The sequence below is a fragment of the Aggregatibacter actinomycetemcomitans DSM 8324 genome (genome assembly GCF_000372365.1).
GTDB lineage: Bacteria > Pseudomonadota > Gammaproteobacteria > Enterobacterales > Pasteurellaceae > Aggregatibacter > Aggregatibacter actinomycetemcomitans.
This window is the reverse complement of record NZ_AQUU01000018.1, coordinates 1-12009: the sequence shown is the minus strand read 5'-3', so window position 1 is coordinate 12009 and position 12009 is coordinate 1. Positions and strand designations below refer to the sequence as shown.

The following is a 12009-nucleotide window of genomic DNA, read 5'->3' as shown; positions in this document are numbered from 1 at the left end:
TGAGAAGTGCGGTGGATTTTGAAGATGTTTTAGTAAATCGTCGCGTATGGTTGCCTAATTCCCTGAAAATGTCAATTGTCGGATTTTGCCGCTACCGTTTTTTCGTTCCATGGGGCGACCCAAAACAGGCAAAGCATACCCGGTACGGCGAGCAATAAACAAATCCAGAAAAAGTCATAATAACCGACGGCTTTGACCAAATAGCCCGAGAGTATTCCGAACCCTTTGCTTGGCAATGCAGACAGGCTGGTAAATAAGGCGAGTTGGGTGGCGGTGTAAAGCGGGTTAGTTTCCCGTGCCATAAACGCCACAAAAGCGGCGGTGCCTAGACCGACGCCGATATATTCGGCAGCAATCACAATGCCGAGTTTCCAGAGTTCGGCGGAGGTAATCTGTGCAAAATGCCCAAAAGCGGCAAGCCAAACGAATCCGCCGATGGTGATTAATTGTACGAAACCGAAGACCCATAAGGCGCGATTAATGCCGAGTCGAATCATAATCACGCCACCCGCGAGACCAGCGGAAATACTTGCCCAGAGGGAAGTGCTTTTGACAACTAGGGCAATATCCTCTTTGCTGAATCCTATGTCATAAATAAATTTGGTTTGTAGCGTGGTGGCGAAGGAATCCCCGAATTTATATAAAAACAGAAAGAGCAAAAAGCCCAATGCCTGTATAACGCCTTTACGTTGGAAAAATTCTTGGAGCGGAACCCAAAAGGCAAGATAAGCCGGTTGATCGCGGTTTACGATGGTAATTTGTGGTTCTTTGGCGAGAAACAAGGTCATAAACAAGCCGAACAGCATACAAAGTGCGGTCCATAAAAAAACCGTTTCCCAGGGGTAAAGGGTGGCGAGGTAAAGGGAAAGCCCGCCGGGAATCAAGCCCGCCACACGATAAGCATTTATGTGAATGGTGTTGCCTAACCCCAGTTCGCTGTCGCTTAAAATTTCACGACGGTAAGCATCAAGCACAATGTCCTGCGTAGCCGAAAAAAAAGCAATAAGGAAGGCGATATTTGCCACAATGCTCAGCTGCGTACGCGGATTAAATTGGCTAATGGCATAAAGCAAAATAAGCAAAATGACTTGTGTGATCAGTAACCAACTGCGTCGTCGCCCGAGAAAACCGGGAAAGTAGCGATCCAGCAGGGGCGCCCATAAAAATTTTAAACCGTAGGGCAGAGTGACGCCGGTCACTGCACCGATAAGTTCAATAGAAAGCCCTTTGTCCGTCAGCCATATGGGCAACATTTGTAATAAAACGAATAAGGGCAGACCCGAACTAAATCCGGTAAATACGCAAATCAGCATATTGCGGCTGAAAATTTGTCGGACTAAGGAAGGGGGAATTTGAGGCATAATAAATCATTCAACGGAAATTTCTTTAATTCGTAATTCATCACCACTTTGGCGTTGCAAATGCACGCTGCCGCAATTCGGGCAAGTGCTGTTATTGGCTTGAATTTCAACGAATGTTTTGCAATCCCAACACCAGGCTTTGGCGGGAATCGGGATTAAGTGGAGCTTGCAATTTTCGGCAGGCGTGCCTTTGGATGCCATTTCAAAGCCAAATTCCAAGGCGCCAGGTTCAATACAGGAAAGGGCACCGACCTCAAGCCAGAGGTCAGTGACTTTGTTGACGTTGTGTTGTTGGCATTGTTGCTCAACAATTGCAATGATGTTTTGACACAACGATAATTCGTGCATAGCAATTAATCCCGATAACCTTTCGGGTTATTTTTTTGCCAGTTCCACGTGTCTTTCATCATTTCTGCCAAGCCGCGTTCCGCTTTCCAGTTTAATTCTTTGGCAGCAAGGCTTGGATCGGAATAGCAAGTGGCAATATCGCCGGGACGGCGATCCACCAATTTATATGGGATCCGAATGTCATTTGCCTGCTCAAAGGCTTTCACCATATCCAGCACGGAATAGCCCACACCGGTTCCCAAGTTATAAATATGCAATCCGGCATCATCTTGATGGCGTGCCAAGGCTTTAACGTGACCGATAGCCAAATCCACCACGTGGATATAATCGCGCACCCCGGTGCCGTCGTGCGTATCATAGTCGCTACCGAACACGGAAAGCTGTGGTAGCTTGCCGATGGCGACTTGGCTGATGTAAGGTAACAAATTGTTCGGGATCCCGTTCGGATCTTCCCCCATTAAACTGCTGGCGTGCGCACCTACCGGGTTGAAGTAGCGCAAAATCGTCATGCTGAATTTCGTTTCTGCCTTGGCAATATCGTGCAGGATTTGTTCCACCATGTATTTGGAAGTGCCGTATGGATTGGTGCCGCCGCCTACTTCGCAATCTTCGGTAATCGGGATTACTTTTGGATCGCCGTAAACCGTAGCAGAGGAGCTGAATACGAAATTCCACACACCGGCTTTTTTCATTTCCTGTACCAATACCAAGGAACCGGTGATGTTATTCAAATAATATTCCGCCGGTTTTTGTACGCTTTCTCCCACGGCTTTTAACCCGGCAAAGTGAATCACCGAGTCAATCTTATTTTCGGCGAAGATTTGCTGTAATAATGTGCGATCCAATACATCTCCCAGATAGAATTTCACTTTCTTACCGGTGATTTGTTCAACGCGTTCTAAGGACTTTGGTGAGGCGTTGCAAAGATTGTCTAAAACCACTACCTCTTTGCCTGCATTTAATAATTCCACGACAGTGTGCGAACCGATATAACCGGCACCGCCGGTGACTAAAATGGTCATAATTTCTTTCCTTTTGAATAAAATAACTGCGGGCTAGTATAGCCCTTTTTAGCGGTGAAGCAAAATCACGGCAATGGTGTTTAGCTCCAATGAGCGGATTTATACGTTAAATCAACATAGAGTCATTGCTTATTTTATTCAGAATGAATAAAATTCAGCTCCCTTTCACTTATTATAATAAGGAGCCTAAAAAATGAATTGGTATTTACATGTATTAAAAAATTATGCCAGCTTTAGTGGCAGAGCCAGACGTAAAGAATATTGGATGTTTGTGTTGTTCAATTTGATTGCTACTTTCGTATGTATGTTGATTGATGCCGTTATTCAAATGCCTATTTTTCAATTTGTTTACGGTGTTGGTGTTATTATCCCTTATATTGCGGTAACAGTGCGTCGCTTGCACGATACGGATCGTAGCGGATGGTGGATTTTAATTTCTTTTATTCCGCTTATTGGTTCTATCGTTCTGCTCGTCTTTATGTGTTTTGACAGCCAACCGGGTACAAATCGTTTTGGTGACAATCCTAAGGAAAGCACCGTTTCCAACGAGGTTTCAGAAAAAAGCCGTCTTATCAGTTAATGCTAATAGGGTTAATCGAAAGGTTAGCCCTTTTATGTGGTAGTTTGCGCAAACGTTTACTTCTCCAATGTTTTCGGGAAAATGTCGCCCTTATTTTTTCTTCTATCATCAAAGGTAATTTTCAATGTCATCTTTTCAATCAGCTGCTTTAGAACAACACTTTGAGTTGATTAAACGCGGTTCCACCGTGCGTAAAGAAATCATCGCCGGTTTAACCACGTTCTTGGCCATGGTGTATTCCGTTATCGTGGTGCCGAATATGTTAAGTACGGCGGGTTTCCCGGCGGAATCGGTTTTTATCGCCACCTGTTTGGTTGCCGGTCTCGGCTCCATTTTAATTGGCTTTTGGGCAAACGCGCCTATGGCGATCGGTTGTGCGATTTCCCTTACCGCATTTACCGCCTTCAGTTTGGTTATCGGGCAAAAAGTCAGCATTCCCGTGGCGTTAGGTGCGGTCTTCTTAATGGGCGTTTTCTTTACGTTGATTTCCGCCACCGGCATTCGTGCTTGGATTTTACGCAATTTGCCGGTAGGCATTGCCCACGGCGCCGGCATCGGTATCGGTTTGTTCCTGCTGTTAATCGCGGCGAATGGCGTCGGTTTAGTGGTCGGCAATCAAGCCGGCTTGCCGGTGAAACTCGGTGAATTTACCTCCTTTCCAGTGATGATGTCCTTAATCGGTTTGGCATTAATAGTGGGTTTGGAAAAAAAGCAGGTGAAAGGCGGTATTTTATGGGTAATTATCGCCATTACCATCATCGGTTTAATTTTTGACCCGAACGTAACTTTCAACGGTCAAATGTTCAAAATGCCAAGTTTCGGCGATGAATCCCTGTTCTTGAAATTAGATGTGCTTGGTGCATTGCAACCGGCGATTTTACCGGTGGTGTTCGCCCTTGTGATGACGGCGGTATTCGATGCTACAGGCACCATTCGCGCTGTTGCCGGACAAGCGAATTTATTGGACAAAGACGGTCAAATCATCAATGGCGGTAACCGCCAACATCGTTACTGGTATTATGCTCGGCTTCGCGGCATTGGTTATCGGACGTGTAGTGAGCGGTGATTTAAAACGCTTAAATATTGGCACGGTGGTGATTGCTACGGTCTTGGTGGCGTTTTACGCTTGCGGTTGGGCGATTTAATCCGACGGCTAAAATAGCAAAGGCGCATCAATATGCGCTTTTTTGTTTGGATTCATGTTGAAAAACGCGGAAAAAACCCACCGCACTTTGTAGCGCATCGCCGTAGAAAATCAGCGGAATCCGTTGCCGCTGCCAAGGTGGCACGTTTAAACCTTGCCATATTTTTTTTATGTCCTGATTCGCGCCTTGTTGTGTTAATTTCACCTTGCCCGAATAACCGAAACGGATCCAAACTTTCGTTCCCGTTAACGGTAAACCGAGGGTTTCTTTATATTCCCGCCCGTTTTCATCGCGCCAAAGTGCGGTCATTTTTTCCGACGTTTTTTGCAGGCTTAACGTGCCCAAGTTGTCCGGCAAATTCATGGGGTCGTCAAATTTGGCTTCCAAACAGACTGGTGAAATATCCGTAAATACCGGCGTGAGAAACAATCGGTTTTGATGACGGCGAAGGATCTTATCCTCCAAACGAAACTGCGGCTGCGCATCGCTTTTGGCGAAAATGACATCGGAAATGAGCTGCTCCAGTTGTGCCAATGAGGGCATCATCACACCCTGTTCCTGCAACCATAAACGCAGCAACGCCCGTTGTTTCGCCGGAGAATAGGTGGCGAAGTCGTGCACCTTGAAAGTGCGGTCATTTTCCACGACGTTTTTTTGGTATTCCTCCGCCAGCAGTTCATTGAGCAGTTGTTGTTGCTCATAACAATGTTGTGCCGAACGTTGCACCGCGGAATCAAAATGCGCCCAGCGTTGGCGAAATTCAGGCAACACCACATTGCGCAGAAAATTGCGGTCGTATTGATTGTCTTCGTTACTTTCGTCTTCAACCCAAGTCAGCTGTTGCTGTTGCACGAATGCCATCAGTTGCTGACGGCTAAAATTCAATAGCGGGCGAAAAATCGGTACGCCGTAAACGATGCTGTTAGCTTGCATTGCACCTAACCCCTGCAAACCGCTACCGCGTTTGAGCGCAAGAAAAAAAGTTTCCGTTTGATCTTGCTGATGGTGCGCCGTGGCTAGCCATTCTTCGGGCAAAATATGTTGTGCGATGGCTTCATAACGCGTCTCACGGGCACCCGCTTCAATGCCGTTTTGCAAACGCACTTTAACCGGCTGAATCAGCAACGGAATATTCAAATGTCGGCAAATTTTTTGGCAATGTGCCGCCCAGGCATCGGCATTAGGGCTTAAGCCATGGTGAATGTGAATAGCGCGCAACTGAAAGCGCGGTCGATTTTCCCGGTGTTTGGCAAATAAGGCGAGGAGGGCGGTAGAGTCCAAGCCACCGCTAAATCCAATGAGAAATTGCTTTTGATTTGGTGCGTGCCGTTGTAACTGCTGTGAGAATTGTTCGAGAAGCATAGCGGATAACATAGCCTCCCGCTAAGCGGGAGGAAGTGGCAGATTAAGCGATTTTTTGTGCTTTATATTGGCTGCGCGGGTTGATGATAAGATCGCGGGCGGAGATGATTTGTAATTCGTATTCGCCACGTTCCAGGGTGGTTTGCATCACATCGTTGACTGCGTTTGCCATGTGTTCAAAAGCCTCCACATCGGATTTGCCGTTGAGTAAATTGGCTAAGAATAAGCCGGCGGTTAAATCACCCACGCCAACGGGTTCGCGGTCGAACGGATGTAATGGACGGGATAAATGCCAAATGCCTTGTTCGGTGGCAAGTAACATTTCAAATTGACCGGCGTTTTTGCCCACTTTGCTTAAATGTTTCACCAATACTTTTTTCGGCCCTTTTGCCAAAATGGCTTTCACGGCAGTCAATGCCTGTTCAAAATTTTCTACCGGTAAACCGCTTAATTCACGCAGTTCCACCAGATTCGGTGTAATAATATCTGCTTCCGATACAATATTAATCAACCCTTCACGCACACCATCGGCGACGATACAGCCTTTGTCAGGATGGCCCATCACAGGATCGCATAAATATAAGGCGTTTGGATTGATGGCTTTGATTTTATGAACGGCGTTGACGATTTCATCGATTTGCTCGGAAGAACCTAAATAGCCGGAGACCACGGCATCACATTTGTGCAACGCTTGAATTTGTTCAATGCCACGCACGATTTCGCCGATTTGTTCTTTGGGAATGATAATGCCCGTCCATTTGCCATATTGGGTGTGATTGGAAAATTGCACGGTATTTAATGCCCAAACATCAATACCGAGCAATTGCATCGGGAAGGTTGCCGACTTGTTGCCGGCGTAGCCATAAACCACATGAGACTGAATTGAAAGTACATTTTTCATTTTTATTTTCTCCTTTTAAAATCCTTTTTAAATACAGCAAATACGGTTTTTATAATGATATTTTAAACATAGCCGTAACTCATTAAGCGCTGATAACGACGCTCCAATAACTGTTCTGCATCTAATACGTCTAAATCCGCTAAGTCGGACAAGAGCCGTTTTTTCAGGTTTTGCGCTATTTTTTCATAATTACGATGGGCGCCACCAAGCGGCTCAGATACGATGTTGTCAATCAAACCGAGTTCTTTTAAACGCTTTGCGGTTAAGCCCATGACTTCCGATGCGGTAGAGGCTTTGTCGGCGCTTTTCCATAAGATAGAAGCGCAACCTTCCGGCGAAATAACGGAATAGGTGGAATATTGCAGCATATTCACTTTATCACCGACACCGATGGCCAACGCGCCGCCAGAACCGCCTTCACCGATAACGGTACAAATGACAGGTACTTTTAAGGTGGACATTTCACGTAAGTTGCGGGCGATAGCTTCCGATTGTCCGCGTTCTTCCGCACCTACGCCAGGATAAGCCCCTGGGGTGTCGATGAAAGTAATGATTGGAAGTTTGAAACGTTCCGCCATTTGCATGAGGCGTAATGCTTTGCGATAGCCTTCCGGTGCCGGCATACCGAAGTTGCGTTTTACTTTTTCTTTTACCGTGCGACCTTTTTGGTGACCGATAACCATCACCGGTCTGCCGTCTAAACGGGCTAAACCACCGATAATGGCTTTATCATCGGCAAAAGCACGATCGCCGGCAAGTTCGTCAAAATCGGTGAAAATATGTTCGATATAGTCAAGAGTGTAAGGACGATTCGGGTGACGGGACATTTTGGACACTTGCCACGCATCTAAATTTGCAAAGGTTTTTTCGGTGAGTTCCATGCTTTTTTTCTGTAAACGGGCAATTTCATCATCAAGATTAATGTCGTTATCCTGATCCAAGACGGAGCGTAATGATTCGATTTTCGCTTCAAGTTCGGCAATAGGTAATTCAAAATCTAAGTATTCTTGACTCATTTGGTTGTTCCTGGTTTTGTGAAAAACTTGCACCGCACTTTAACAAGATTTTAGTGTGGGCGCAATCTGACGGGTTATTTTATGTATTTTTTTCACAAATACCATAAAAAATTAATCCGATTACACCGGCTAACACTCTGTAATTACAGTAATTTGTTGTTATCACTGAATAAATTTTCGATGAAGAAATTAGTCAACATATCTTGCAGTATTGATTGACAGTCTGCTAAAACGATTTTATTATGCAGTTACTTTCTAAGTAAGATATTTGAAAGTCAGGATTGTTCTCCTGAAATAAGCGGCTGAAGATATAAAACGCTTTTAGTATGAGTTTTATGTCGCACACTACAAGGCATCATCTGTCAATGGTGGACTAGGTAGAAGTCCGCAGGGATGCGACGCAGTAAACCGCTTACTGTTAAGACCAATTCTGCTTAGTTCACCACCTTTCTTTTAATTATACTTCTTCCTTGTTAATAGGTTTTCAATATCTTAGGCTAGTAAATTTAGGTTTTTACTAGCGAACGGTTTTTAGCTAGAAATGCTAGGTGGGCTATGCCTTATGATTTTCAAAGCATTCTAGGAAAATTTTCTAAAAAAGATCCATTTATTTTAATTCTGAAAAATTAGGGCTGGCAGTAAGAGGGTAACGCATTGCTTACTTCTTTCAAGTCAACTGACTCTTTACGTTTTCGAAAGGTCATTTTTATCTTATTCCTATCCCTGTAGGATTTCAGGTAGTAAAGCCGTTGATGAATTTTGGCGAAGATTATTTAAAGCCAATGGATAGGCGCAGTACGTCATTATTGTATGAGCGACTTAAATAACCAATTTGGTTACGGTAAGTAATAGCAGAATTAGTATGATAATATACAATTTTAGCTAAGAAAGATTTATACTTTACACTAATCCTATGTCTAATAAAGTCCATCTTTGATTTTGAAATGAACAGGGAAATCGTATTTTTTTATAAATTTCTTTTTTCTATAGCGCTGTTTTATCTGAATAAATTCTGTATTGTGTATTTTATTCAGTGAGTAGACTAAGTCAATTTTAAAATAAATTTTAATTATTTGTTAGATTTGTGAACTAGATCACATTTATAATGGGAATTAAAATGTGAAATAAAAGTCTAACCTAAAACCTTGTTTTAAAATTATACACGGAGGATTGAATGAATTTAAAGAGTAAAGTAGCTGGGCTAGCAATGATGTTTGTTGTATCAAGTAGTTTTGCTACAACATACCAGTTGAGTACGCATATTTTAGACATTAATAAAGGAGTGCCTGCACCGAATGTTGGAATTGAGTTGTATAAATTCAATGAAAAAACTGAGGATTGGGTGCAGGTGGCAAAAACTGTCACAGATGGAAATGGTAGAGTTAAAGGATTATTGCCGCTTCAGGACGGAAAAGATAATAAAGGTATCTATAAACTAAAGTTTCAGGTAAAGCAATATCTCGAACAATTATATACGAAGAGTTTTTACCCATTTATTGAAGTACCTTTCGAATTAAAGGATAATGCGCATTATCATGTGCCGATTACACTGTCTCCTTATGGTTACTCTACATATAGAGGTAGCTGAGCTTGTTCTTAGGTAAAGAAAAAACGCCTAATTAGGCGTTTTTTAGATTTTCCTTCACAGTGTCATTGCTAGACTGGCTGGCTGGTGTCGAGCTAATATTTAGGTATGTAGTATTATGTTATGACTTATGAATAGTACTAGCGAAAGAAAGATTTAGGTAGATAAAGTAATTTTTACAATTAAAGGAGATTGTATGAAATCACGTGACATTATGTATTTGTCAGGGCTTTTAGAAAATGATTGTAAGAATATTCCGACATTTTCTAGACCTCTAGATGAAAGTGAGCGTATTATCTATAAAGGTTTCTTTCCAAACCTTAACTTATCCACGGCTAAAGCTACTAGCATTAGTACTGAATGTTATAATTGTGTTGCTTGGACTCTGGGTATAACTGATGACTGGTTGTGGCCTGAATTTCACGCATATACGACGGATAAAGATACAACGCTTGAAGATTTTGATAAGTTTTACGAAAAAATGGGATTTGTTCGGGCAGCTAGCGACAAAGAAGCGCATATTACCGCCTGGGGAAATACTACACCTGAAGGTAAATTATATATGACACATGCTTCTGTAACTTATCCAGATTATCAAGGACAATGGGAATCAAAATTGGGTAAGTTTATTAGAATGAAGCATGATCCAAATGATTTACAAGGTAATAGTTACGGTAGGCGCGTTGCTTATTATAAGAAAAGCACTACTCAAGATTTATTACAAACAAGGCTACGCTTAATAAAAGAAAGACGTCCTGTTACCTATGACGAGGCTATAAAGCTTAATAGAAAGTTAGTAATGTTACCTAAGGCGCTTATTGATAGCTTTGATAATAAGTATGAGTTTTGGAAAGAAACTTGGGATGATTCGTCTGATGTATTGGCTACGTTCAGTTCAAATCCTACAACTTTTAAATTATCTAACGAATATCAAGAATTAGTTAAACTGGGTAAAAACAGTGATATCTTACCACTCATTGTTTTGAGGCTTCTGTTTTTTAAAAATGATTTCTTTGCGTTACAGCTTTATGATGAATTACAAGCAAATAAAAGTTTGGTTGTTGAATATGATGATAATTTTCACCTGTTAGAAGGGGAAAAAGGGCGAGCTCACTTGACAGTTAAAAAATATATCTCTTCGCTTTAGTTTTATTTTTAATTAGCCAGAGTTAGTCAGTTTTTATTTTAAGGGAAAAGGCTGCTTAAATTAGTCCTAGTAGCTACGTGAATTAGCTTGCTTCACTAGGAAGGTAGTTGTAAATATAAGTGAAAAAATGCATCAATTCAGAATGAAGTGGTACCCTGCTAACGATAGAAGCTTAATTTGATATATAAGATTGTTCGCTTATAAAAAATTTTTAGGTGTTAGAACCTTAGATATCTGATGGCACTGGAGTAAAAACCTGATATAGATCGTGTGTTGAACGATGTTGTACATTTGATGCTAAAGTGCCCTACTTGGGTATGCTAATTACGTAAGAGCGGTAATTATATAAAACGAATTTAAATAAACAGAAAATTATATGAAATGGGGAAGTATTCCACTCGATTATTTATCGGCGACATAATGCAATGATTTATCAATGAATAAAATTGATATTGTTTATTCTATACCGTCATTTTTACCGTCTTTGGAAGAAAATGCCATCAAGAACGTTCAGCAAGCCAAGTATCAATATCAGATTTTCTCCACGCTACACGCCCCATGGACGCTTTAACACTTTTGGGGAATTTACCTTGTCTCATCATACGCCAAATTGTTGTGTCGCTCAAGCTGGTGACTTCAATCACCTTAGCTTTACTTAATAGTTTTGGTTGTTCCATTATGCTTCTTCTCCATCTTTATTTTTTTAAAATATCCGGCACTTCAACGATTTTTAACTGTTCCGGTTTTACATCTTTATATTTGATCCAATACTGAACTATTTCTAACGCTTAACCGTTAGCCAAATTTGATTGTTTTGATGAATAGCCGAAAGAGTTGTGCTTTGAAAAGTTAATGTAGTCATTCTGACTGTCTCCGTGTTTAAGTTTTAAAACTTCATCACGAGTAACGCCAATTACTGGTGATGAACTGATCAAGGTTGGCGTACCGTAACACGGTGTAAACGGCGATCTTTCGATCCCTCAACCAGTTCATCATTGACTACTTTTGAAAGGGGGGTATCAAATTGATGTACCCCTTTAAAGGGTTTGATTTGCTGATTTTCGGCTATAAAAAAATCGCCATTTAGGCGACTATAATTTCTAACCGCCGTGTTATTCAGGACGCCAATCCCGACTTTCTGTTGAAAGTGGGGTTAGTTTACTGAATTGAGCGGTGGGTGTCAAATAAAAAATCCCACGTTGTAAAGTGGGATTTTGAAAATTTAGTGTTTTGCTGCTTGGTTAGCGAAGTATGCCCAACCTATCATTACAGCTGCAAATACTGCTAACCCGAATGTTAAGCCCATTATTGCACCTCCTCTTTCATTTTTCTGAATTTGCGACCTGCGAACAGACCACCATAAATCCCCAAGCAAAGCAGAATGCTGTTTAGCAATTTTATGAGGATTGGATCTTTGCCATAAAGAATAACAGGAATAGCCAAAATTGCAACTTTTGCCACATCTACCGAAAGTTTCGCCCAATCATCTAAGGTTTCTTTCTCAAAAGGGCGTTTAGCGATGTTCCACATTGGCTTACTCCG

The 12009-nt window shown here is 42.0% G+C and carries 11 protein-coding genes and 1 pseudogene; 4 read left to right on the top strand and 8 right to left on the bottom strand.

The genetic code is table 11. From position 1 onward, the window contains the following. Nucleotides 1-71: 71 nt before the first annotated feature. The 3 genes from A3CS_RS0109635 to galE are packed head-to-tail and all read right to left on the bottom strand — an operon-like array spanning nucleotide 72 to nucleotide 2731. Nucleotides 72-1361 carry an MFS transporter gene (locus A3CS_RS0109635; RefSeq protein ID WP_005539255.1) on the bottom strand — a complete coding sequence of 430 codons (1290 nt, stop codon included), beginning with the start codon at nucleotides 1359-1361 and terminating at the stop codon, nucleotides 72-74. A 6-nt stretch (nucleotides 1362-1367) separates the two neighbouring features. Continuing rightward, nucleotides 1368-1709 carry a hydrogenase maturation nickel metallochaperone HypA gene (gene hypA, locus A3CS_RS0109630; protein WP_019518445.1) on the bottom strand — a complete coding sequence of 114 codons (342 nt, stop codon included), beginning with the start codon at nucleotides 1707-1709 and terminating at the stop codon, nucleotides 1368-1370. A gap of 5 nt (nucleotides 1710-1714) precedes the next feature. Next, the gene (galE, locus tag A3CS_RS0109625; RefSeq protein WP_019518444.1) at nucleotides 1715-2731 is read right to left on the bottom strand and encodes a UDP-glucose 4-epimerase GalE; all 1017 of its coding nucleotides are present in this window, start codon (nucleotides 2729-2731) and stop codon (nucleotides 1715-1717) included. Nucleotides 2732-2924: 193 nt separating this feature from the next. On the opposite strand from galE, the gene A3CS_RS0109620 reads away from it, so the two are divergent. After that, nucleotides 2925-3311, top strand: coding sequence for a DUF805 domain-containing protein (locus A3CS_RS0109620; RefSeq protein WP_005539248.1), 387 nt, complete (start codon nucleotides 2925-2927; stop codon nucleotides 3309-3311). Nucleotides 3312-3435: 124 nt separating this feature from the next. After that, nucleotides 3436-4456: pseudogene (locus A3CS_RS01000000111120) on the top strand (solute carrier family 23 protein). Nucleotides 4457-4483: 27 nt separating this feature from the next. Here the strand turns inward: A3CS_RS01000000111120 and tilS are convergent. From tilS to accA, 3 genes are all read right to left on the bottom strand, one after another. After that, nucleotides 4484-5830: a tRNA lysidine(34) synthetase TilS gene (gene tilS / locus A3CS_RS0109610; protein ID WP_005545959.1), complete on the bottom strand. Its 1347-nt coding sequence runs from the start codon at nucleotides 5828-5830 to the stop codon at nucleotides 4484-4486. A 31-nt stretch (nucleotides 5831-5861) separates the two neighbouring features. Next, nucleotides 5862-6719 (bottom strand): pyridoxal kinase PdxY, encoded by an 858-nt coding sequence (pdxY, locus tag A3CS_RS0109605; RefSeq protein WP_005545960.1) that lies wholly within the window; start codon nucleotides 6717-6719, stop codon nucleotides 5862-5864. A 62-nt stretch (nucleotides 6720-6781) separates the two neighbouring features. After that, nucleotides 6782-7735, bottom strand: coding sequence for an acetyl-CoA carboxylase carboxyl transferase subunit alpha (gene accA, locus A3CS_RS0109600; RefSeq protein WP_005545962.1), 954 nt, complete (start codon nucleotides 7733-7735; stop codon nucleotides 6782-6784). Between the two features lie 1174 nt (nucleotides 7736-8909). Between accA and uraH the strand changes: the two genes are divergently transcribed. Together uraH and A3CS_RS0109590 are read left to right on the top strand one after the other, a co-directional pair. Beyond that, nucleotides 8910-9323 carry a hydroxyisourate hydrolase gene (gene uraH, locus A3CS_RS0109595; RefSeq protein ID WP_005539234.1) on the top strand — a complete coding sequence of 138 codons (414 nt, stop codon included), beginning with the start codon at nucleotides 8910-8912 and terminating at the stop codon, nucleotides 9321-9323. Between the two features lie 193 nt (nucleotides 9324-9516). Beyond that, a complete protein-coding gene (locus A3CS_RS0109590; RefSeq protein ID WP_005545964.1) occupies nucleotides 9517-10467 on the top strand; it encodes a DUF7689 domain-containing protein in 951 nt (316 codons plus the stop codon). Nucleotides 10468-10967: 500 nt separating this feature from the next. Here A3CS_RS0109590 and A3CS_RS1000000111735 read toward each other — a convergent pair whose 3' ends face one another. Further along, nucleotides 10968-11144: a helix-turn-helix transcriptional regulator gene (locus tag A3CS_RS1000000111735; protein WP_005545966.1), complete on the bottom strand. Its 177-nt coding sequence runs from the start codon at nucleotides 11142-11144 to the stop codon at nucleotides 10968-10970. A 628-nt stretch (nucleotides 11145-11772) separates the two neighbouring features. Next, the gene (locus A3CS_RS0109575) at nucleotides 11773-11997 is read right to left on the bottom strand and encodes a hypothetical protein (protein ID WP_005545968.1); all 225 of its coding nucleotides are present in this window, start codon (nucleotides 11995-11997) and stop codon (nucleotides 11773-11775) included. Nucleotides 11998-12009 lie beyond the last annotated feature (12 nt).

Bases quoted from the DNA above. Each gene is read 5' to 3' on its own strand.
- A3CS_RS0109635 (WP_005539255.1), bottom strand. From the start codon at position 1,361: ATGCCTCAAATTCCCCCTTCCTTAGTCCGACAAATTTTCAGCCGCAAT.
- hypA (WP_019518445.1), bottom strand. From the start codon at position 1,709: ATGCACGAATTATCGTTGTGTCAAAACATCATTGCAATTGTTGAGCAA.
- galE (WP_019518444.1), bottom strand. From the start codon at position 2,731: ATGACCATTTTAGTCACCGGCGGTGCCGGTTATATCGGTTCGCACACT.
- A3CS_RS0109620 (WP_005539248.1), top strand. From the start codon at position 2,925: ATGAATTGGTATTTACATGTATTAAAAAATTATGCCAGCTTTAGTGGC.
- tilS (WP_005545959.1), bottom strand. From the start codon at position 5,830: ATGTTATCCGCTATGCTTCTCGAACAATTCTCACAGCAGTTACAACGG.
- pdxY (WP_005545960.1), bottom strand. From the start codon at position 6,719: ATGAAAAATGTACTTTCAATTCAGTCTCATGTGGTTTATGGCTACGCC.
- accA (WP_005545962.1), bottom strand. From the start codon at position 7,735: ATGAGTCAAGAATACTTAGATTTTGAATTACCTATTGCCGAACTTGAA.
- uraH (WP_005539234.1), top strand. From the start codon at position 8,910: ATGAATTTAAAGAGTAAAGTAGCTGGGCTAGCAATGATGTTTGTTGTA.
- A3CS_RS0109590 (WP_005545964.1), top strand. From the start codon at position 9,517: ATGAAATCACGTGACATTATGTATTTGTCAGGGCTTTTAGAAAATGAT.
- A3CS_RS1000000111735 (WP_005545966.1), bottom strand. From the start codon at position 11,144: ATGGAACAACCAAAACTATTAAGTAAAGCTAAGGTGATTGAAGTCACC.
- A3CS_RS0109575 (WP_005545968.1), bottom strand. From the start codon at position 11,997: ATGTGGAACATCGCTAAACGCCCTTTTGAGAAAGAAACCTTAGATGAT.